18 protein-coding genes and 1 tRNA gene are annotated in these 19,761 nt (G+C 71.7%); 9 read left to right on the top strand and 10 right to left on the bottom strand.

Annotated features, from left to right (window positions below; all coding sequences use genetic code 11):
* Nucleotides 1-117: 117 nt before the first annotated feature.
* From IE294_RS11890 to IE294_RS11900, 3 genes are all read right to left on the bottom strand, one after another.
* The gene (locus IE294_RS11890; RefSeq protein ID WP_189885083.1) at nt 118-1,338 is read right to left on the bottom strand and encodes a L,D-transpeptidase; all 1,221 of its coding nucleotides are present in this window, start codon (nt 1,336-1,338) and stop codon (nt 118-120) included.
* A 149-nt stretch (nt 1,339-1,487) separates the two neighbouring features.
* On the bottom strand, nt 1,488-2,513 hold the full coding sequence (locus IE294_RS11895) for a P1 family peptidase (RefSeq protein ID WP_189885085.1): 1,026 nt from the start codon (nt 2,511-2,513) through the stop codon (nt 1,488-1,490).
* A gap of 40 nt (nt 2,514-2,553) precedes the next feature.
* Nucleotides 2,554-3,792, bottom strand: a complete 1,239-nt coding sequence (locus IE294_RS11900; protein ID WP_189885087.1) for a low temperature requirement protein A — start codon at nt 3,790-3,792, stop codon at nt 2,554-2,556.
* Between the two features lie 123 nt (nt 3,793-3,915).
* Between IE294_RS11900 and IE294_RS11905 the strand changes: the two genes are divergently transcribed.
* A complete protein-coding gene (locus IE294_RS11905) occupies nt 3,916-4,092 on the top strand; it encodes a hypothetical protein (RefSeq protein ID WP_014673258.1) in 177 nt (58 codons plus the stop codon).
* Nucleotides 4,093-4,112: 20 nt separating this feature from the next.
* On the opposite strand, the gene mscL is transcribed toward IE294_RS11905, so the two are convergent.
* The 6 genes from mscL to IE294_RS11935 form a co-directional block, all read right to left on the bottom strand.
* Entirely contained in the window at nt 4,113-4,589 is a 477-nt protein-coding gene (mscL, locus tag IE294_RS11910; RefSeq protein ID WP_189885089.1) for a large conductance mechanosensitive channel protein MscL, read from the bottom strand.
* Nucleotides 4,590-4,736: 147 nt separating this feature from the next.
* Nucleotides 4,737-5,402: a hypothetical protein gene (locus IE294_RS47520; protein ID WP_229917135.1), complete on the bottom strand. Its 666-nt coding sequence runs from the start codon at nt 5,400-5,402 to the stop codon at nt 4,737-4,739.
* 568 nt (nt 5,403-5,970) lie between these two features.
* Nucleotides 5,971-6,804 carry an S-methyl-5'-thioadenosine phosphorylase gene (locus IE294_RS11920; RefSeq protein WP_189885091.1) on the bottom strand — a complete coding sequence of 278 codons (834 nt, stop codon included), beginning with the start codon at nt 6,802-6,804 and terminating at the stop codon, nt 5,971-5,973.
* A gap of 99 nt (nt 6,805-6,903) precedes the next feature.
* Nucleotides 6,904-7,218, bottom strand: coding sequence for an FmdB family zinc ribbon protein (locus IE294_RS11925; RefSeq protein ID WP_189885094.1), 315 nt, complete (start codon nt 7,216-7,218; stop codon nt 6,904-6,906).
* Between the two features lie 67 nt (nt 7,219-7,285).
* On the bottom strand, nt 7,286-8,581 hold the full coding sequence (locus IE294_RS11930; RefSeq protein ID WP_189885096.1) for an MFS transporter: 1,296 nt from the start codon (nt 8,579-8,581) through the stop codon (nt 7,286-7,288).
* Nucleotides 8,582-8,825: 244 nt separating this feature from the next.
* The gene (locus IE294_RS11935) at nt 8,826-10,355 is read right to left on the bottom strand and encodes a potassium/proton antiporter (protein WP_229917136.1); all 1,530 of its coding nucleotides are present in this window, start codon (nt 10,353-10,355) and stop codon (nt 8,826-8,828) included.
* Nucleotides 10,356-10,551: 196 nt separating this feature from the next.
* Between IE294_RS11935 and IE294_RS11940 the strand changes: the two genes are divergently transcribed.
* Nucleotides 10,552-13,416 carry a penicillin acylase family protein gene (locus tag IE294_RS11940; RefSeq protein ID WP_189885098.1) on the top strand — a complete coding sequence of 955 codons (2,865 nt, stop codon included), beginning with the start codon at nt 10,552-10,554 and terminating at the stop codon, nt 13,414-13,416.
* Between the two features lie 70 nt (nt 13,417-13,486).
* Here IE294_RS11940 and IE294_RS11945 read toward each other — a convergent pair whose 3' ends face one another.
* Nucleotides 13,487-14,107, bottom strand: coding sequence for a 5-formyltetrahydrofolate cyclo-ligase (locus IE294_RS11945; protein WP_189885100.1), 621 nt, complete (start codon nt 14,105-14,107; stop codon nt 13,487-13,489).
* A 95-nt stretch (nt 14,108-14,202) separates the two neighbouring features.
* Between IE294_RS11945 and galU the strand changes: the two genes are divergently transcribed.
* The 7 genes from galU to IE294_RS11980 all read left to right on the top strand — a co-directional run bounded on the left by galU (nt 14,203) and on the right by IE294_RS11980 (nt 19,752).
* A complete protein-coding gene (gene galU / locus IE294_RS11950; RefSeq protein ID WP_189885102.1) occupies nt 14,203-15,114 on the top strand; it encodes a UTP--glucose-1-phosphate uridylyltransferase GalU in 912 nt (303 codons plus the stop codon).
* Nucleotides 15,111-16,433 (top strand): molybdotransferase-like divisome protein Glp, encoded by a 1,323-nt coding sequence (glp, locus tag IE294_RS11955; RefSeq protein ID WP_189885104.1) that lies wholly within the window; start codon nt 15,111-15,113, stop codon nt 16,431-16,433. The genes galU and glp overlap by 4 nt, the downstream gene beginning before the upstream one ends.
* 84 nt (nt 16,434-16,517) lie before the next feature.
* Nucleotides 16,518-17,030 (top strand): cyclic pyranopterin monophosphate synthase MoaC, encoded by a 513-nt coding sequence (gene moaC, locus IE294_RS11960; protein WP_014673247.1) that lies wholly within the window; start codon nt 16,518-16,520, stop codon nt 17,028-17,030.
* Nucleotides 17,027-17,530 carry a MogA/MoaB family molybdenum cofactor biosynthesis protein gene (locus IE294_RS11965; protein ID WP_189885106.1) on the top strand — a complete coding sequence of 168 codons (504 nt, stop codon included), beginning with the start codon at nt 17,027-17,029 and terminating at the stop codon, nt 17,528-17,530. The genes moaC and IE294_RS11965 overlap by 4 nt, the downstream gene beginning before the upstream one ends.
* Before the next feature lie 26 nt (nt 17,531-17,556).
* Nucleotides 17,557-18,165 (top strand): GNAT family N-acetyltransferase, encoded by a 609-nt coding sequence (locus tag IE294_RS11970; protein ID WP_189885108.1) that lies wholly within the window; start codon nt 17,557-17,559, stop codon nt 18,163-18,165.
* A 177-nt stretch (nt 18,166-18,342) separates the two neighbouring features.
* Nucleotides 18,343-19,587 carry a divisome protein SepX/GlpR gene (gene sepX / locus IE294_RS11975; RefSeq protein ID WP_189885110.1) on the top strand — a complete coding sequence of 415 codons (1,245 nt, stop codon included), beginning with the start codon at nt 18,343-18,345 and terminating at the stop codon, nt 19,585-19,587.
* A 91-nt stretch (nt 19,588-19,678) separates the two neighbouring features.
* Nucleotides 19,679-19,752, top strand: a tRNA-Ala gene (locus tag IE294_RS11980).
* Nucleotides 19,753-19,761: the final 9 nt, after the last annotated feature.

A 19,761-nucleotide genomic window follows, 5' to 3' on the forward strand; every position in this document is an offset into this window, starting at 1 on the left:
TACCGTAGCCCCTCGGTAGGACATCATGTCCGGGAACCGAGAAAACGTACGCCGGGGAAACGCGCGGGCCGCGCGAAAAGTTCCCGCGCGGCCCGATGTCCTGTCAAAACCTGCCGCTCAGGCGGCACTTCCCGCGGTCCAGGCGCTCCACGACATGTTCCAGCCGTTGAGGCCGTTGTCCGGGGCGACCGTCGTGTCGGGGGAGTTCTTCACGATCACCACGTCGCCGACGAGCGAGTTGTCGAAGAACCACTTGGCCGACGTGGCGCCCTGCGCCCCCTGCACGTCCGCGAGGCCGACGCAGCCGTGGCTGGTGCCCTCCCGCCCGAACGGCGGATTGGCCTTGTTGTACCAGTAGCTGCCGTGGATGAACGTCCCCGACGACGTCAGCCGCATCGCGTGCGGCACGTCCGGTATGTCGTACTCCCCGCCGAAGCCGACCGTCGAGCCGTTCATACGGGTCTGCACGAACTTCTCGGAGATCACCATCTGCCCGTTGTACGTGGTGTGCTGCGGGCTGCCCGCCGAGATCGGCACCGTCTTGACGGTCTGCCCGTCCCGCACGACCGTCATGGTCTGTGTGTTGACGTCGACCGTGGAGACCTGCGACCGGCCGACCGTGAAGTAGACCGTCTTCTTCTGCACCCCGTAGACGCCCTGCGCGCCCTGGACCCCGTCCAGGTCGATGTCCATCGTGACCTTGGAGCCGGCCTTCCAGTACTCCTGCGGCCGGAAGTCGAGCCGCCGGTCACCGAACCAGTGCCCGACCACCTGCTGGCCGCTGGTGGTGTTGACCGTGATGTGCGACTGCACGGCCTTCTTGTCGGTGATCGACTTGTCGAAGGTGAACGACACCGGCATGCCCACCCCGACCGTCGTGCCGTTGTCCGGCGTGTAGGTGCCGATGAAGCTGTTCGCCGAGGTGACGGTGGTGAAGATGGAGTTGGCCGCCGCGGTGCGCCCCTCGGCGTCCTTCGCGGTCGCGGATATCTGGTACTTGGTCCCGCGCTCCAGCCGCTCCTTCGGCTTCCAGTTGTGGCCGTCCCCCGATATCGCCCCCGGCACGGTCTGCCCCGACCCCGCCACGGTCATCTTCACATCGGTCAGCTTGCCGTCGCTGACCTTCACCCCGGTCGCGTTGATGGACGCCCCCGTCGAACCGTCCTTGGCCGAGATCGCGATCTTCGCCGTCGACGTCTTCGGGGAGCCCTTGCCCCCCTTGCCGTCGTCGTTGTCGGCCTTGGCGCTGCCGCCGCAGGCGGTCAGGGTGAGGGCGCCGACCATCAGGGCGGCACAGGCCCCCAGTGCGCGCCGCGCTGCAATGTCCGGCGTTGTCACGGGCTGCTCCCAGTTCGTGTGATGTGCGTGATCCGTTCCAGTGCGTGGAGGAAGAGGGCACCGACGCCGGGGAAGGTTCCCTCCCCCTCCCATGAACGCCATCGCGTGACAGAACCGCGACAATCCACCCCGACCCCGGGGCCGTACCGTTACCTCTGCCCGTACAACTCCCCGTACGACGGCCACATTCCGCCCGGCCCGTCGACCGACTCGGCGGCGCGTACGGCCCGGACGATGGCGCGTGTCACCAGGTCCGCGCCGGCGGCGAGGATGTCGTTGAGCGCCAAGGGGTGCGTGTCCAGCGCGTGCGTGCCGGTCGCCAGCGCGAACACCGTGTCCCCGTCGTGCAGGAGGTGCACCGGCCGCACGGCCCGCGCGATCCCGTCGTGCGCCGTGCCCGCCAGCTTCTGTGCCTGCGCCTTGGAGAGGTCGGCGTCCGTCGCGACCACCGCCAGCGTCGTGTTGAGCGGCGCCGGCCCGTTCCCGGCGGCGGCCTCGTCCAGGCGCCGGCACGCGGCCTCGTGCACCCGCTCCTCCGGATACTCCACCCGTCCCTGGAACAACTCCCCGTACAGCACCCCCGTTTCCGGATCCAGCACCGACCCCGCGGCGTTCGCCACCACCAGTGCCGCCACCGTGATCCCCGAGTCGAGCACCGTGCTCGCGGTGCCCACCCCGCCCTTGAGCCGCCCGGCGACGGCGCCCGTGCCCGCGCCGACGCACCCCTGCGCCACCCGGGCCCCCGGCACACCGGCCGCCGCGGCCTCCACCGCCGCGCGTCCCGTCCCCGCGTCCGGACGGGCCCGGAAGTCCCCGCCGCGCCCCAGGTCGAAGACGCACGCGGCGGGTACCACCGGCACGACATGCGCCGGATCCGTCCCCACCCGCACGCCCCGCTCCCGCTCCTCCAGCCAGGCCATCACCCCGGAGGCCGCGTCGAGTCCGTACGCGCTGCCTCCGGTCAGCACGACGGCGTCGACCTTCCGCACCACGTTGCGCGGGTCGAGCGCGTCGGTCTCCTTGGTGCCGGGGCCGCCGCCGCGCACGTCCACGGCCGCGACCGCGCCGCCCACGGGGGCGAGGACGACCGTCGTGCCGGTGAGCCACCCGTCGCCGGTACGGGTGGCGTGCCCCACGCTCAGCCCGGCGACGTCCGTCAATGCGTCAGCTGTCATGGACGCCAGTCTGGCCCAGCCCGGCGCGCTGCCCGTGAGGTCAGCCGGCCGCGGCGGTCGCGCTCGCCGCGCGCTCCCGGCCGGACGCGCGCGCCGTCAGGACCACCCCGACCGCCACCGAGACCGCGGACACCAGCCCCGCCGCGAGCACCGCCCAGGCGCCCAGGAAGGTGCAGCAGATCACCAGCAGAGCCGTGGCCGGCAGCACCAGCTGCTGGGTGAGGCCCGCCTTGAAGTGCCGGGCGTGCAGCGCCCACACGGTCAGCAGGTACAGCGCCGTCGGCAGGGTGACGGCGGCGGAGGCGGACAGGGTGGAGATGTGCGCCTTGCCGACCGCCTGTTCCACGGCGACCTCCAGGCCCGCGCCGATCGCCGCCGCCGAGGCGAAGACCAGATAGTGGCCGTAGCCCCAGACGAACGCCCGCCGACTGGAGCGCAGGTGGCCGTGGATGGGCACCACGAAGTAGATCCACCACGCGGAGAAGACGATCAGCAGTCCGCCCGCCGCGATGGGCAGCAGCTCGCCCAGCGCGTTGTGCTCGTCCGCGGCCGACTTCACCGCCACCGTGGCCGCGGCGATCGTCTCGCCGAGCACGATGATCGTGAACAGGCCGTACCGCTCGGCGATGTGGTGCGGATGCCAGGAGGTGTTCTGGGCCCTCTCGGCGTAGAGCGGCACACACAGTTCCGCGACCACCATCACCAGGAACACCCAGGGGCGGGCCGGCTCGGGCAGTACCACCAGTCCGAGCCAGCCGATCTGGCACAGCAGCACGCCGCACGCGTACCGCAGCGCCATGGTCCGCTCCGCGCCCGGCGCCGATTTCGCGGCTCTCAGCCACTGCCAGACCATCGCCAGCCGCATGATCACGTAGCCCAGCAGGACCAGGAGGAAGTCGTGCTGCGTGGAGGCCCGGGAGACACCGGCGGCCAGCACCAGGACGCCGGCGATCTGCACCAGCGTGACCACCCGGTAGAGGGCGTCGTCGTTGTCGTACGCCGAGGCGAACCAGCTGAAGTTCATCCACGCCCACCAGATGGCGAAGAACACCATCGCGTAGTTGAGGATCCCCTCGCCCGCGTGGCCCGCCGCCACGGCGTGCACCAGCTGCACGCCCGCCTGCGCGACCGCCACGACGAAGCACAGATCGAAGAAGAGCTCCAGCGAGGAGGCGACGCGGTGCGCCTCGCCCCGTTCGCGGGCGGTGAGCCGCCGCAGGGGACGGGAGGGCTTCGGTGCGCCCGAGGGGGCGGGCGTGGGAGGGGAACTCGACGTCATGGTTCCTAGCACAGCAGAAAACCGGGACGAAATCTTGTGCAGACTTTCACCAGCGGGGGAGGGGCCACCGGTCCGGCGAAAGCCCCAGGCCGGGGGCGTCGGCAGGCGCCGTACCCTGGAGGCATGAGCACCGCCCGTGAACCCGAGCCGCGCGACCCGAAGCCCGCGCTGGTCTTCGACGACCCGCTGGACCAGCAGTCCTCGGACGACACCGACCGCGGGTGGGGCGAGCGCCCGGACGGCGACAGCGCCGCCGACCTGAAGCGCTTCCTGGACGAGAAGCCGCCCCACCACCTCTGAGCGGTCCGCGGGCGGCGCCGCTAGCGTTCGTCGTGCCCGGCCGCGCGCTGCGCGACCAGCGCGTCGCGGATCTCCTTGAGCACCTCCAGTTCGGTCACCTCGACCACTTCCTTGGTGCCCTCCCGGGCCGCCTTCCGGGCCGCCTGCCGGGCCAGGTACTTCGACATCGGCAGGACCATCAGGAAGTACACCACCGCCGCGGTGATCAGGAAGCTGAGCGTGGCTCCGAGGACGGAGCCCCACATGATCGGCACGCCGCTCTGGACCGTGCCGTCCGCGCTCACCCGGCACGGGTCCTTCAGGCAGGAGCTGTAGTTGTCGAGGCTCTGGGTGCCGATCGCGCCGACCAGCGGGTTGATGATCCCCTTCACGATCGAGTTGACGATGTTCGTGAAGGCTGCGCCGATGACCACCGCGACCGCCAGATCGACGACGTTGCCGCGCATCAGGAAGGCCTTGAAGCCCTGCCAGACGCCCGGATCCTTCTTCACGCTCACTTGGGGGACTCTCCTCGCGTGCACAGGGTGTGGAACGAAACGCTCCGCAACCTACGGCACGGTGCGGACGTCGTGTCCACTCCCGTAACCGGATCGAGGCCCTCGCCCATACGCCGGCCACGGCACCAAGGGCGCGCATGAGCCGGTTCAGCACAGCGTCACCGCCAGGCGCGCGGTGGCGCTCGCGCCGACCAGGCGGGCCGCCGTGGGCCGCGGCACCGACAGCACGACCAGCGCACCGCTCTCGGCCGCCCCGGACGGCGGTTCCGGCACCTCCGTCACCCGTGCACCGCGCGCCAGCACCCGGACGCCGGCCCCGGTCGACGGGTCCTCCGCGGCGATCACGTCGACACGGTCACCGGAGCGCAGCAGGCGTACCGCGGCGGCGTCGGCGATCCGCACCGGCGCCGTCACCACCTCGACCGCCGGGTGGGGTCGTACGGGCTCCGCCACCCGATGGCCGTGGGCGCGCTGCGTGCCGTGCGGTTCCGCACCGGTCCGGGGCCCCGCGGCCACGAGCGCCACCGCCGTCACCGCGAGCCCGGCCGCGACGGCCCGCCCGCGCTGCCGTAGGAGCCGCTGCGACCGGTACCGCCCGCCGCGCACCCGCACCGGATCGAACGGGGGCACCTCGCGGGTCGGCGGGGCATCCGTGCCCAGCGGACGCGGAGGCCGCAGCGGCGGCGGGAACGAGGAGCGAGCGGGGGAGAGCGAGGGCGGGATCGGGGTGGAGGAGAACGAGGCGGAGGGAGAGGGGGAGGGGGAGGGCGGGAGCGAGGGGGAGGACGAGGGCGGGAGGGGAGACGAGGGCATGGGAGTCACCGCCTGCGACGAGGAGTTCGGCTTGCGATGCCACGATGACGCCTCGCGCCGGATCCCGCCGGGGCCGGTGGATCACGGACGGATTGTGGATAACTCACCCACCCGAACGAGGAGTTCCGCGCCGCCGCGCCCCGCTGCCGCGCCTCGCCGCCGAGTCGCGCTGCGCTGCCGTGCGCGCCGTTGAGCCGCCCCGCTGCCTCCGCGGCCAAGCCTCGCCGCGCCCCCACGTCACCGAGCCCCTCGCTCGGCCTTCTCCGCTCGGCGTTCCCCGGCTCGGCCTCCCCCGATCAGCCTTCCCGGCTCCGCCTCCCCCGCTAGGCCCTGTCGTTTGGATCAGGCCGGCTACGAGGAGCGGTGCCGTCGAGCCGAGCCGAGCGGAACCTGGTGCGTGCAGCTGCAAGGCGGAGGAGGGCGCCAACGCGATGGGGGTCCCCCGCGCGAGCGCAGCCGAGCGTGGGGGAGTCGGCGACCGACGACGACGCGGCAGATGCGCGTGCCAGGTCCTGCGACACCGGGATAATCCAAACGACAGGGCCTATGCCTCCCCCACACCCCCGCACTACGGCAGCGCGAACCCCGGGTCCATCCCGCCCAGCGCGTTCACGCACAGGCAGTCCCGCCCCCCGGTCTCCGGAAGGGCCGCCACCGCGTCGAAGAGCACGCCGCGCAGCCGGTCCACGTTGGCCGCGAACACCTCCAGCACCTCCTCGTGCGAGACGCCCTCACCGGTCTCGGCGCCCGCGTCGAGGTCGGTGACCAGGGTCAGCGAGGTGTAGCACAGCTCCAGCTCCCGGGCGAGTGCCGCCTCGGGATGGCCGGTCATGCCCACCACCGACCAGCCCTGGGCCTGGTGCCACAGCGATTCGGCGCGCGTCGAGAAGCGCGGGCCCTCGACCACGACCAGCGTGCCGCCGTCCACCGGCTCCCAGTCCCGTCCGCGGGCGGCCTTCAGCGCGGCGGCGCGCCCGGTGGGGCAGTAGGGGTCGGCCATGGACACGTGCACGACGTTCGGCACGGTGCCGTCCGGCAGCGGCAGCCCGTCGAAGTAGGTCTGTGCCCGGGACTTCGTACGGTCCACGAACTGGTCGGGCACGAGCAGGGTGCCCGGCCCGTACTCGGGACGCAGGCCGCCCACCGCACACGGACCGAGCACCTGCCGTACGCCGACGGAGCGCAGGGCCCACAGGTTGGCGCGGAAGTTGATGCGGTGCGGGGGCAGATGGTGGCCACGGCCGTGCCGGGGCAGGAAGGCGACCTTCCGGCCGGCGATCTCCCCGAGGAAGAGCGAGTCACTGGGCGCCCCGTAGGGGGTGTCCACCTGGACCTCGGTCACGTCGTCCAGGAAGGAGTAGAAACCCGAACCGCCGATTACGCCGATCTCTGCTTTGGCCATGACCAGCACACTAGCGGGCCGCGACGACGTGGGGGAGCCGGTGCCGGAGAACGCCGAAGACCCTGCCGTCGTGCGACGGCAGGGTCCGGACGGGAGGTGTCAGGCGGCGGAGCTGCTGGCGGAGCCGGAGCTCGACGAAGACGAGGACGTCGACGAGGACGAGGACGTCGAGGAGGACGCCTTCGCGTCGGACGACGAGCCGGCCGGCTTCGACGCCGGGGTGCTGCTCGACGTGGAGCCGCGGGAGTCGTTGCGGTAGAAGCCCGAGCCCTTGAAGACGATGCCGACTGCGGAGAACACCTTCTTCAGGCGGCCGTTGCAGTTGGGGCACACGGTCAGGGCGTCGTCGGTGAACTTCTGCACCGCCTCAAGGCCCTCGCCGCACTCGGTGCACTGGTACTGGTAGGTCGGCACTGTCTTCCTCCTGGCACTCTCACTCGATGAGTGCTAACGACGGTCCATAGTGACGTATTCCCGGGGATCAGTCCACCGTGACCGGCACGCGGTGACCGACGCCACGCGCGACCGTGCGGTTCCCGTGCCGTGCGGCCAGGCGCGACCGCAGCGTCACCAGGGTCACCAGCGCGAGCACGGTGCCGCCCATCGGCACCAGGAACCCGGAGCCGCCCCACAGCCGGTCCTCCAGCTGTCCCGCGACCGTGACGGCGGCGGCCTGGCCGAGCGCGACGGCGCCGGTCAGCCAGGTGAAGGCCTCGGTCCGGGCGCCGGCCGGGACCAGGCCCTCGACCAGCGTGTAGCCGGTGATCAGCGCCGGGGCGATGCACATACCGACCAGCAGGCCGAGCGCGGCGAGCAGCAGCACCGAGTGTGCCGTCCACAGGGCGGACGCCGCCACCGCGAGCGCCGTGTAACCGATCACGAGGCGCTGCTGCGGAGCCGTCTTCCAGGCGACCGCGCCGCAGACGATGCCGGACAGCATGTTCCCGGCGGCGAAGACGCCGTACAGGACGCCGTTCAGGCCGGGCTCGCCGATCGACTCGGTGAAGGCCGCGAGCGACACCTGCATGCCGCCGAAGACCGAGCCGATGCCGAGGAAGGTGACGACCAGCACGCGCACGCCCGGGACGCGCAGGGCGGAGGCGTGCCGCACGCGCGCGTGCCCGCTCTCCCGGGACACCGGCGGCTGCGTGCTCTTCCGCGCGGCGAACAGCAGACCGCCGACGAGGGTCAGCCCGGCCTCCGTGACCAGGCCCGCGGCCGGTGTCACGGCCGTGCACAACGCGGTCGCCAGCAGGGGGCCGACGACGAAGGTCAGCTCGTCCGTGACCGACTCGAACGCCGCCGCCGTGGTCATCAGGGGCGAGCCCTGGAGCTTCACACCCCAGCGCGCCCGCACCATGGGGCCGACCTGCGGTACGGAGGCACCGGTCGGGACGGCGGCCAGGAACAGCGCCCACAGGGGCGCGTGTGCCAGCGCGAGCGCCGTCAGGGACAGGCCGGAGAGCGTGTGCACCAGGACGCCGGGGATCAGTACGGCCCGCTGGCCGTAGCGGTCGGCGAGGCGCCCGCCGTACGGCGCGAACAGCGCCATGGAGACGCCGGTGGCCGCCGCGGCGGCGCCCGCGGCACCGTACGAGCCGGTGGTGTGCTGGACGAGCAGCACGATCGAGAGGGTGAGCATCGCGAACGGCTGGCGCGCGGCGAAGCCGGGGAGCAGGAACGTCCAGGCGCCGCGGGTGCGCAGCAGCTGTCCGTATCCGGGGCGGGGCGACGTCGACGGGTTCTCCGCCGGCTCGGTGGTGACCGTGGACTCCACGGCCCGTGCCTTTCTTCCGCCTGGTAGCGCGCCCGTGCGGGGGCGCCGAGAGCTGTCCTCTTGCGCGGAACTGCGGTAGATACCGGTGCCTCCGCAAAGGATGTTCCGGCCGCCATACGGTCGCGCCAGCTCTGCATCAGGCAGAGTTGGTTCGATCAGGGTGCCTTCATACTACAGGGATCATGGCTTGTGCCCCTGTGAAAGTGAGCACGCTCGCAGGGGGCGCCTGCGATTGCCGCGGGGCTCACCCGCGGTTGCCGTCCGTGCCCAGCCAGCCCGCCAGCTTGCCGCCGTGGGCGACCGCGCGCAGTCGCCGTTCCGCCGCGTCGCGGACCGGGTCGGTGGCGACGACCAGCAGTTCGTCGCCGTGCCGCAGCACGGTCGAGGGCAGCGGCACGAACGACTTCTCCTCGCGCACGACGAGGGTGACGGCCGCGCCGGGCGGCAGCCGCAGCTCGCTGACCTCCACGCCGTGCATCCGGGAGCCCTCGGGGACGGTGACGGACAGCAGGTGCCCCTGGAGCCGCTCCAGGGGCGCCGACTCGATGCCGAGGTCGGCGGCCTCGCCCTTCTCGCCCAGCCGGAGCGTGCGGGCCAGCCAGGGCAGGGTGGGCCCCTGGACGAGGGTGTAGACGACGACCAGGACGAAGACGATGTTGAAGATGCGGCGGCTGCCGGCGACGCCGTTCACCATGGGGATGGTCGCCAGGATGATGGGCACGGCGCCGCGCAGCCCGGCCCAGGACATCAGGATCCGCTCCGGCCGCGGCACCCGGAACGGCACCAGGCTGACCACCACGCTCAGCGGGCGGGCCACCATCGTCAGCACCAGCCCGATGACCAGCGCGGGCACGATGTCGTCGCCCAGCTCGTGCGGGGTGACCAGCAGGCCGAGCACGACGAACATGCCGATCTGGGCGATCCAGCCGAGCCCCTCGGCGAAGCCGCGGGTGGCGGGCCAGTGGGGGAGCCTGGCGTTGCCGAGGATCATGGAGGCCAGGTAGACGGAGAGGAAGCCGCTGCCGTGCGCCAGGGAGCCGGCGGCGTACGCCGTGACGGCGATGGCCATCACGGCGATCGGGTAGAGACCGGAGGCGGGCAGCGCGACGTGCCTGAGCCCCCAGGAGCCGAACCAGCCCACCGCGAGGCCCAGGGCCGCGCCGATGGCCAGCTCCAGGACTATCTCGCCCAGCAGCAGGTACCAGTGCTCGACCGGGCCGGCCGTGGAGAAGGCGACGACCAGGATGACCACCGGGGCGTCGTTGAAGCCGGACTCGGCCTCCAGTGTGCCCGTCACGCGCGCGGGGAGGGGGATTTTCCGCAGGACCGAGAAGACCGCCGCCGCGTCCGTCGACGACACCACCGCCCCGATGATGAGCGCCTGCCGCCACTCCAGCCCGACCAGATAGTGCGCGCCCGCCGCGGTGACGCCCACGCTGACCGCGACTCCCACCGTCGCCAGCACGGAGGCGGCCGGCAGGACCGGCCGGATCTCCTTCCACTTCGTGCCCAGACCGCCCTCGGCGAGGATCACGACCAGGGCCGCGTACCCCATGACCTGGGTCATCGCGGCGCTGTTGAACTGGATGTGGCCGATGCCGTCCTGGCCCATGAGGACGCCGATCCCCAGGTACACGAGCAGGCTGGGGAGCCCGCTGCGGGACGAGACCCGGACGGCCGCGACGGCGACGAGCAGGACGATGGAGCAGATGAGCAGGAGCTGGTTGAGGTGGTGAACAGTCAGGGGGCGTTCCTCCTCCGGGATCGGGCCCACGGATCTTCGGTTACTTCGTTACCTTACCTAACTCTTGACGATTTCTTGACGTTCGGCGAGGCAAGATCGAACGCTCGTGCGCGCTGGTTCCCGACTCCGCGTCAAGCGGGACAGGGCCCTGCGCCTATGGTTGCTCCAGCGCTCATTCAAAGTCACAGCCCGACCTGCCGCTCGCGTTAGGACAGCAAGGACAGCGATGCCCCCCAACACCACCGCCACCACGGGTGACACCGCCGCAGCGGGTGCCACGTCCGTCAAGTCCGGCAGGAAGAAGGGGCGCAAAGCCCGACTCATCGTGCTGGTGCTGGTCCTGGCCATCATCGGAGGCATCGCCTACGGGGCGTACTGGTCGATCAGTACCGTCCGTGCCTCCTTCCCGCAGACCACCGGTTCGATCAAGCTCGACGGCCTGTCCGGGCCGGTCGACGTCAAGCGGGACGGCTACGGCATTCCGCAGATCTACGCGTCCTCGGACGAGGACCTGTTCATGGCGCAGGGCTACGTCCAGGCGCAGGACCGGTTCTACGAGATGGACGTGCGCCGGCACATGACCTCCGGGCGCCTGTCGGAGATGTTCGGCAAGGGCCAGGTCAAGAACGACGAGTTCCTGCGCACCCTCGGCTGGGACCGGATCGCGCGGCAGGAGTACGACACCAAGCTGTCGGCTTCCAGCAAGAAGTACCTCCAGGCGTATGCCAAGGGGGTCAACGCCTACCTCCAGGGCAAGGACGGCAAGGACATCTCCCTGGAGTACGCGGCCCTGGGCCTGACCAACGACTACAAGCCGGAGAAGTGGACCCCGGTCGACTCCGTCTCGTGGCTGAAGGCGATGGCCTGGGACCTGCGCGGCAACATGCAGGACGAGATCGACCGCGCCCTCATGACCAGCCGCCTCGGCCCGCAGCAGATCCAGGACCTGTACCCGGCGTACCCCTACGGCCGCAACAAGCCGATCGTCCAGGAGGGCCAGTACGACGCGGTGACCCAGGCCTTCCAGCAGAGCGGCGCCACGAGCTCCGCTGCGGGCACGACGGGCACGACCGGCACGACCGGCACGACGGGTACGACGGGCGCCCAGGGCACGACCGGCGGCGCCACGGGCTCTTCTCAGGGCACCACGGGCACGACCGGCTCCTCCACCTCGGCCGGGACGGGTTCGGGCCTCACGAGCCAGCTGGACGGCCTCTACAACGTCCTGGACGACCTGCCCACGGCCGTCGGTGTGAACGGCCAGGGCATCGGCTCCAACTCCTGGGTGGTCGCCGGGAAGTACACCATCACCGGCAAGCCGCTGCTCGCCAACGACCCGCACCTGTCGGCGTCCCTGCCGTCCGTCTGGTACCAGATGGGCCTGCACTGCCGCACCGTCTCCGCCAAGTGCCAGTACGACGTGACCGGCTACACGTTCGCCGGCATGCCCGGTGTGGTCATCGGCCACAACGGGAAGATCGCGTGGGGCCTGACCAACTCCGGCGTCGACGTCACCGACCTCTACCTGGAGAAGGTCAGCGCGAACGGCTACCTGTACGACGGCAAGATCCGGCCGTTCAAGACCCGCGAGGAGACCATCAAGGTCGCCGGGGGCTCGGCCAAGACGATCGTCGTCCGGCAGACCCAGGACGGGATGCCGCTGCTGTCCGACCGTGACGACGAACTCGTCCAGGTCGGCAGGAAGGCCACCGTGAACACCGCCGCGCCCGACCGCGGCGACGGCTACGGCATCGCCCTGCGGTGGACCGCGCTCGACCCGGGCACGACCATGGACGCCGTGTTCGCCCTCGACAAGGCCGGGGACTGGAGCGACTTCCGCGCGGCGGCGGCCCTGTTCGACGTGCCCTCGCAGAACCTGATCTACGCCAGCACGGACAACCACATCGGCTACACGCTGCCCGGCAAGATCCCCACCCGCACGGCCAAGGACTCCGGCGCCGTCCCGGTGCCGGGCTGGGACTCGAAGTACCGCTGGAAGGGCTTCATCAAGCAGGACGAACTGCCCTACGAGTACGACCCGGAGCGCGGCTACATCGTCACCGCCAACCAGGCCGTGGTCGACCCGGACAAGTACCCGTACACCCTCACCACCGACTGGGGTTACGGCACCCGCAGCCAGCGCATCACCGACCTGATCGAGTCCAAGATCAAGGACGGCGGCAAGATCTCCACCGACGACATGCGGCAGATGCAGACGGACAACAGCAGCGAGATCGCCAAGCTCCTGGTGCCCAAGCTGCTGAAGATCAACCTGGACGACCCGGAGGTCCGCCAGGCGCAGAAGCTGCTGGAGGGCTGGGACTACACCCAGGACGCCGACTCCGCGGCGGCGGCGTACTTCAACGCCGTCTGGCGCAACATCCTCAAGCTCGCGTTCGGCAACAAGCTGCCCAAGGAGCTGCGCGTCAAGGGACAGTGCCTGTGGGTCGACAAGATCGACAGCACCGGCCCGGTGGACGACGACACCAAGGTGCGCGAGTGCGGCCAGCGCGACGCCGACCAGGCGCAGCCGGACGGCGGCGACCGCTGGTTCGAGGTCGTGCGCACCCTGATGGACAAGCCGGACAGCGACTGGTGGAAGACGCCCAAGTCGGGCACCCGTCCCGCCGCCGAGAACCGCGACCAGCTCTTCGCCCGCGCCATGATCGACGCCCGCTGGGAGCTGACCGCCAAGCTCGGCAAGGACATCGACACCTGGAGCTGGGGCCGTCTGCACCGGCTGTTCCTGAAGAACCAGACGCTCGGCACCGAGGGCCCCAAGGTTCTTCAGTACCTCCTCAACCGCGGCCCGTGGAAGCTCAGCGGCGGTGAGGCGACGGTGAACGCGACCGGCTGGAACGCCGCCGGCGGCTACAACGTGGTCTGGGTGCCGTCCATGCGGATGGTCGTCAACCTCGCCGACCTCGACAAGTCCAAGTGGATCAACCTGAGCGGTGCCTCCGGGCACGCCTTCAGCGCGCACTACACGGACCAGACGGGCAAGTGGGCCAAGGGCGAGCTGCTGCCCTGGTCGTTCTCGGGCAAGGCGGTGGACAAGAGCACGAGCGACACCCTGGTCCTCCAGCCCTGACCACCGGCACACAACGGGGAACGGCCCTCCACGCGCGCGTGGAGGGCCGTTCCCCGTTGCAGGGGAAGGGTCAGCCCTGCGGGAAGCGGCGCACTCCCGACGGCGTCACCACCGCGTGCACCGGCTTGTCGTGCGCCTCCGCCGGGACGCGCGCGACGACCTCCGTGTCGTAGAGCAGCACCACGAGCCGGGGGCGCGCGCCCGCGCGCTCCAGCCGGGCCAGCACCCGGTCGTACGACCCTCCGCCGCGCCCGAGGCGCATCCCGCGCGCGTCCACCGCGAGCCCGGGCAGCAGGACCACGTCCGCGTCCGACACGGCGTCCGGGCCGAGACGCGGACCGGAGGGCTCGAAAAGAGCCATCTTGCCGCCGTGTTGCACCCGGGCGAGGGAGTCCGGACCGGCGTACTCCCCCCAGTCCAGGTCGTTGTCGGGCAGCAGCGCGGGGAGCAGGACGCGCACGCCCCGCGCGCGCAGCGCGTCCATCAGGGCGAGCGTGCCGGGTTCGCCGCCCACCGAGACGTACGCCGCCACCGTGCGGCCACGCGCCAGCTCGGGCAGCTCCAGGGCGCGCTCGGCCAGCGCGCGGCCCGCCACGCGGACGTCATCCGCTGTCAACCTGTTCCTCACCCCGAGGAGCTCTCGCCGAAACGCGCGCTTGTCAGGCTCGCCCGTACGTCCGTCGTGTTCCACTGGTCGTCCTCGCACCCTTCCTAATGCAGGCCATATAAGGGTCAAGCAACCTGAGCCACAGATTCCCCACAAAGGCACCGGATATGGTTGCGGGCATGACTCAGTCCCACCCCAGGATCAGCAAGGCTGTCATTCCCGCAGCCGGCCTCGGCACCCGGTTCCTGCCGGCTACCAAAGCCACTCCCAAGGAGATGCTGCCGGTCGTAGACAAGCCGGCGATCCAGTACGTGGTCGAGGAGGCCGTGTCGGCGGGGCTCGACGACGTCCTCATGATCACCGGGCGCAACAAGCGACCCCTTGAGGACCACTTCGACCGCAACTACGAGCTGGAATCGGCGCTGGAGAAGAAGGGCGACGCCGAACGGCTCGCGAAGGTGCAGGAGTCCAGCGACCTGGCCACCATGCACTACGTGCGCCAGGGCGACCCCAGGGGCCTCGGGCACGCCGTGCTGTGCGCCGCCCCGCACGTCGGCCACGAGCCCTTCGCCGTCCTCCTCGGCGACGACCTGATCGACCCGCGGGACCCGCTGCTCGCGCGCATGATCGAGGTCCAGGAGCGGCACGGCGGCAGCGTCGTCGCCCTGATGGAGGTCGCGCCCGAGCAGATCCACCTCTACGGCTGCGCCGCGGTGGAGGCCACCGCCGACGTCGACGTGGTCAAGGTGACCGGACTGGTCGAGAAGCCGGACCCGGCGGACGCCCCCTCGAACTACGCGATCATCGGGCGCTACGTCCTCGACCCGCACGTCTTCGGCATACTGCGCAAGACCGAGCCGGGCCGCGGCGGCGAGATCCAGCTCACCGACGCGCTCCAGCAGCTCGCGCAGGACGAGAAGGTCGGCGGCCCGGTGCACGGCGTCGTCTTCAAGGGCCGCCGCTATGACACCGGTGACCGTGGCGACTACCTGCGTGCCATTGTCAGACTCGCATGCGAACGTGAGGACCTGGGCCCGGACTTCCGGACCTGGCTCCGCAGTTACGTAGCCGAGGAGATGCAGCAATCTTGAGCAGCGCCGCGACCCGCCCCGCCGGCCCGGACGACCTGTGGTCGGTGGACGAGCATCTTGAGGACATCCTCTCGACCGTCCGCCCCCTCGAACCCATCGAGCTGCAACTGCTCGACGCCCAGGGCTGTGTCCTGGTCGACGACGTCACGGTGCCGGTGTCCCTGCCGCCGTTCGACAACAGCTCCATGGACGGGTACGCGGTGCGGGTCGCGGACGTGGCGGGCGCCGGGGAGGAGTTCCCGGCCGTCCTGGAGGTCGTCGGGGACGTCGCGGCCGGCGCGGCCGACCTGGTGCGGGTCGGCCCCGGACAGGCCGCGCGCATCATGACCGGCGCGCCGCTGCCGCCCGGTGCCGAGGCCGTCGTCCCCGTCGAGTGGACCGACGGCGGGCTCGGCGAGGGCCCGGTCAGCGGCATGCGGGCGCGCAGCCTGGCCCCCGAGGGCGCCGAGGGCCACGTGCACGTGTACCGCTCCGCCGAGGCACGCGCGCACGTGCGGGCCAAGGGCAGCGACGTGAAGGCCGGGGACCTCGCCCTGGAGGCCGGGACGGTCCTCGGCCCGCCGCAGATCGCGCTGCTCGCCGCGATCGGCCGCGGCACGGTGCGCGTGCGCCCCCGCCCGCGGGTGGTCGTGATGTCCACCGGCAGCGAACTCGTCCAGCCCGGCGAGCGACTGGCCGGCGGGCAGATCTACGACTCCAACAGCTTCGCCCTCACCGCCGCCGCGCGGGACGCGGGCGCCATCGCCTACCGGGTGGGCGCCGTCGCCGACGACGCCGAGACCCTGCGCTCCACCATCGAGGACCAGCTCATCCGCGCCGACCTGCTGGTGACCACGGGCGGGGTGAGCGTCGGGGCGTACGACGTCGTCAAGGAGGCGCTGTCGTACGCCGGGGACGCGGACGAGGCGGGCAGCGGCGTCGAGTTCCGCAAGCTCGCCATGCAGCCCGGCAAGCCCCAGGGCTTCGGCTCCATCGGCCCCGACCACACCCCGCTGCTGGCACTGCCCGGCAACCCCGTGTCGTCGTACGTCTCCTTCGAGCTGTTCGTCCGGCCCGCCATCCGCGCGCTGATGGGCGTCACGGACCTCCACCGGCCCCGTGTGCGGGCCGTCCTCAAGGCCGACGGGACGCTGCGCTCGCCGAAGGGGCGCCGCCAGTTCCTGCGCGGCACGTACACCGACGGCGAGGTGGCCCCCGTGGGCGGTGCCGGCTCCCACCTGATCGCCGCGCTGGCGCAGGCGGACGCGCTGATCGTCGTGCCCGAGGACGCGGAGTCCGTCGAGCCCGGCAGCGAGGTCGAGGTGGTCCTGCTCGGCTGAGCCCCGCCGGTTGGCGGTACCGTGTCGCGCACAGCAGGCCCGCGCGCCGTACCGCGCCGGGCCCGGACCGGGAGCGCCACAGCCATGACCCAGCCTTCCCGGGGGGAGACCCCCGGAGCCCCTGCGCAGGACCGACTGACGCACATCGACGAGGCGGGCGCGGCCCGCATGGTCGACGTGTCCGGGAAGGACGTGACCGCGCGCACCGCCCGCGCCAGCGGCCGGGTCCTCGTCGCACCACGCGTGGTCGAGCTGCTGCGCGGCGAGGGCGTGCCCAAGGGGGACGCCCTGGCCACCGCGCGGATCGCCGGGATCATGGGCGCCAAGCGCACCCCGGATCTGATCCCCCTGTGCCACCCGTTGTCGGTGTCCGGTGTGACACTGGACCTGTCGGTCGCGGACGACGCCGTGGAGATCCGGGCCACCGTGAAGACCACGGACCGCACGGGCGTCGAGATGGAGGCCCTCACCGCCGTGACGGTCGCCGCGCTCACCGTGATCGACATGGTCAAGGCGGTCGACAAGGGGGCGGTCATCACGGACGTACGGGTGGAGGAGAAGACGGGCGGCAAGTCGGGCGACTGGAGCAGGACATGACCTACCGTGCTCTGGTGATCACCGCTTCCAACCGGGCCGCCGCGGGCGTCTACGCGGACAAGGGCGGCCCGCTGGTCGCCGACGGCCTCAGGAGCCTCGGCTTCGACGTCGACGGCCCGCGGGTCGTCCCCGACGGCGACCCCGTGGAAGCGGCCCTGCGCGCGGGCGTCGCCTCGGGGTACGACGTCGTCGTCACCACCGGCGGCACCGGCCTGTCGCCCACCGACCGCACCCCCGAGGCGACCCGCGCGGTGATCGACCACGAGGTGCCGGGCATCGCGGAGGCCGTTCGCGCGTACGGCCGGGAGAAGGTGCCGACCGCCGCGCTGTCCCGGGGACTGGCGGGAGTGGCCGGGCGCACGCTGATCGTCAACCTGCCCGGGTCGACCGGCGGGGTGCGCGACGGCCTCGCCGTGCTGGAGCCCCTGCTGATCCATGCCGTCGACCAGATCTGCGGCGGTGACCACCCGAGACCCGGCGGTACGGGGGGTGCGAGCTGAACACCCCTTCCTGGCCCGTCGTACTGGTGGACGGCGATGTCGTCCTCCGGCCGATAAAGCTGCGCGACCAGCGGGTCTGGCGCGAGGTGAACCGGCGCAACCGCGACTGGCTGCGCCCGTGGGAGGCGACCATCCCGCCGCCCACGCCGAGCGGGCCGATAGCGCACCGGCCGACCTACCGCCAGATGGTCCGGCACTTGCGCTCCGAGGCGAACGCGGGCCGGATGCTGCCGTTCGTCATCGAGTACCAGGGGCAGCTGGTCGGGCAGTTGACGGTCGCCGGGATCGCCTGGGGCTCGATGTGCTCGGGGCACGTCGGGTACTGGGTGGACGAGGCGGTGGCCGGGCGCGGGGTGATGCCGACGGCCGTCGCGCTGGTGGTGGACCACTGTTTCCGCACCGTCGGCCTGCACCGCGTCGAGGTCTGCATTCGCCCCGAGAACCGGCCGAGCCGGCGGGTGGTGGAGAAACTCGGATTCCGCGAGGAGGGGCTCCGGCCGCGTTATCTGCACATCGACGGCGCCTGGCGCGACCATCTCGTCTTCGCGCTCACCGCGGAAGAGGTGCCCGACGGGTTGCTCACGCGGTGGAAGCGGGCACGCTCTCGCGGGAGCCAGCGCACCGAGAGCCAGTAAATTGAATATATGTTCGAAAATGATCGGCTGTTGACCGCCTCGGGGCGCTGAATTTCCCGGCTGCGGTGGTCCTCTGATCGCAAGGGTCGCAAAAAATGCTGGAAATATGAGCCAGATCGTGCGACACACCGGCCCAATTGGCGGATGGCCTCACGCAAACCCCTCTACGGTGTGAGCGTGAGCAGCAGCGGCCTCATCTACGCAGTCATTGTCGGGGCCTGGGCCGCCTACTTGGTGCCGATGTGGCTCCGTAGGCAGGACGAGCTGAACGAGGCCCGTCCGACGGAACGCTTCAGCACCGCCATCCGGCTGCTGTCCGGACGGGCGGGTATGGAGCGTCGGTACGCCAGGGACCTGCGGGCGCGCTCCGCCCAGGAGGGGGAGCAGGGCGCCGTCGATCCGGACGCCGTCACCGACTCGGTGGACGTCCGGGCCTTCGCGGTGCCTCCGACCCGCCGTCAGGTGGCCGCGGAGGCCGAGCCCGAGGCGCCCGGCGGCACCGAAGCGGCGAGCGACCACGCCTCCGTTCCGGCGTCCCGGCCCGCCCCCGCGCCCGTGCCCGCGTCCGGGACCCCGCCGGCCCAGCAGCGTGAACCGGCAGCACGGAGCGTGCCCTCGGCGCAGGCGGCCGCGGCACGCGCCCGGCGCACGAAGGTGCTCGCGCGCCGTCGGCGCACCACCGTGATGCTCTTCCTCGCCTTCACGCTCGGCGCGATCGTCGCCGCCGTCGGCGGCCTCGCCTTCCTCTGGGTGCCCGGCGCGCCCGCCGTACTGCTCAGCGCGTACATCGCCTATCTGCGGGCGCAGGAGCGCCGCCGGTTCGCCTACCAGATGGACCGACGCCGTGCCGAGGCCGCCGCCCAGCGCCTGCGCGAGCGCCAGCCGCGCCGGCGCGCGTCCCTCGACACGGGACCGGCCGCCGAGGAACCTCAGGAGGGTCAGTCCGCCGAGACCGACACCGGCCTGTCCGCGCTCGCCGCCGACCGGCGCGCCCTCGTCGAGCAGACCGACCACGCCGAGTGGGTCGACCAGCAGCGCGAGCGGCAGCGGCGGCCCGGTCACGGGGACAGCTGGGATCCGGTGCCGGTGCCGCTGCCGACGTACGTGACCGCGCCCGTCGCCCCGCGCGCCACCTCCGACGTCGATCTCGGCGCACCCGACACCTGGAGCTCGGCGCGGTCCAGCGCGGTCGTGCCGGAGCATGAGGCGGGCTCCGCGCCCAAGAGCGAGGCGCGCGACCCGGAGGCGGTGCCCGGGGAGAAGAAGGGGGACAAGGCCGCGGACGGCCGCCCCCACGCCCGGACCCGCTCGCGCGGCGCGGCCTCCGCCGTGGCCGCCGCACGCCGGGCACGGGAACGCGGACGTACGCCGCTCTTCGACCAGTACGAGGACGGCGACCGCCCGCGCGCGGCCAACGAGTGACCCGGGTCACCCCGGAAACCCCCGTCCTGACCAGTCAGGGAGCGGATTTCCAAGCACCCCGATCGGGATGCTAAAGTTTCACTCGTTGCAAGGGCCTGTGGCGCAGTCCGGTAGCGCACCTCGTTCGCATCGAGGGGGCCAGGGGTTCAAATCCCCTCAGGTCCACTGCACGAC

Origin of the sequence: Streptomyces canarius, from assembly GCF_014650735.1 — a bacterium.
Classification (GTDB): Bacteria; Actinomycetota; Actinomycetes; order Streptomycetales; family Streptomycetaceae; genus Streptomyces; species Streptomyces olivaceoviridis.

Excerpts from the sequence above, each read along its gene's own strand:
- IE294_RS11905 (WP_014673258.1), top strand. The coding sequence starts at position 3,916 with ATGAGCACCGCCCGTGAACCCGAGCCGCGCGACCCGAAGCCCGCGCTG.
- galU (WP_189885102.1), top strand. The coding sequence starts at position 14,203 with ATGACTCAGTCCCACCCCAGGATCAGCAAGGCTGTCATTCCCGCAGCC.
- IE294_RS11895 (WP_189885085.1), bottom strand. The coding sequence starts at position 2,513 with ATGACAGCTGACGCATTGACGGACGTCGCCGGGCTGAGCGTGGGGCAC.
- moaC (WP_014673247.1), top strand. The coding sequence starts at position 16,518 with ATGACCCAGCCTTCCCGGGGGGAGACCCCCGGAGCCCCTGCGCAGGAC.
- IE294_RS11900 (WP_189885087.1), bottom strand. The coding sequence starts at position 3,792 with ATGACGTCGAGTTCCCCTCCCACGCCCGCCCCCTCGGGCGCACCGAAG.
- IE294_RS11920 (WP_189885091.1), bottom strand. The coding sequence starts at position 6,804 with ATGGCCAAAGCAGAGATCGGCGTAATCGGCGGTTCGGGTTTCTACTCC.
- IE294_RS11965 (WP_189885106.1), top strand. The coding sequence starts at position 17,027 with ATGACCTACCGTGCTCTGGTGATCACCGCTTCCAACCGGGCCGCCGCG.
- IE294_RS47520 (WP_229917135.1), bottom strand. The coding sequence starts at position 5,402 with ATGCCCTCGTCTCCCCTCCCGCCCTCGTCCTCCCCCTCGCTCCCGCCC.
- IE294_RS11940 (WP_189885098.1), top strand. The coding sequence starts at position 10,552 with ATGCCCCCCAACACCACCGCCACCACGGGTGACACCGCCGCAGCGGGT.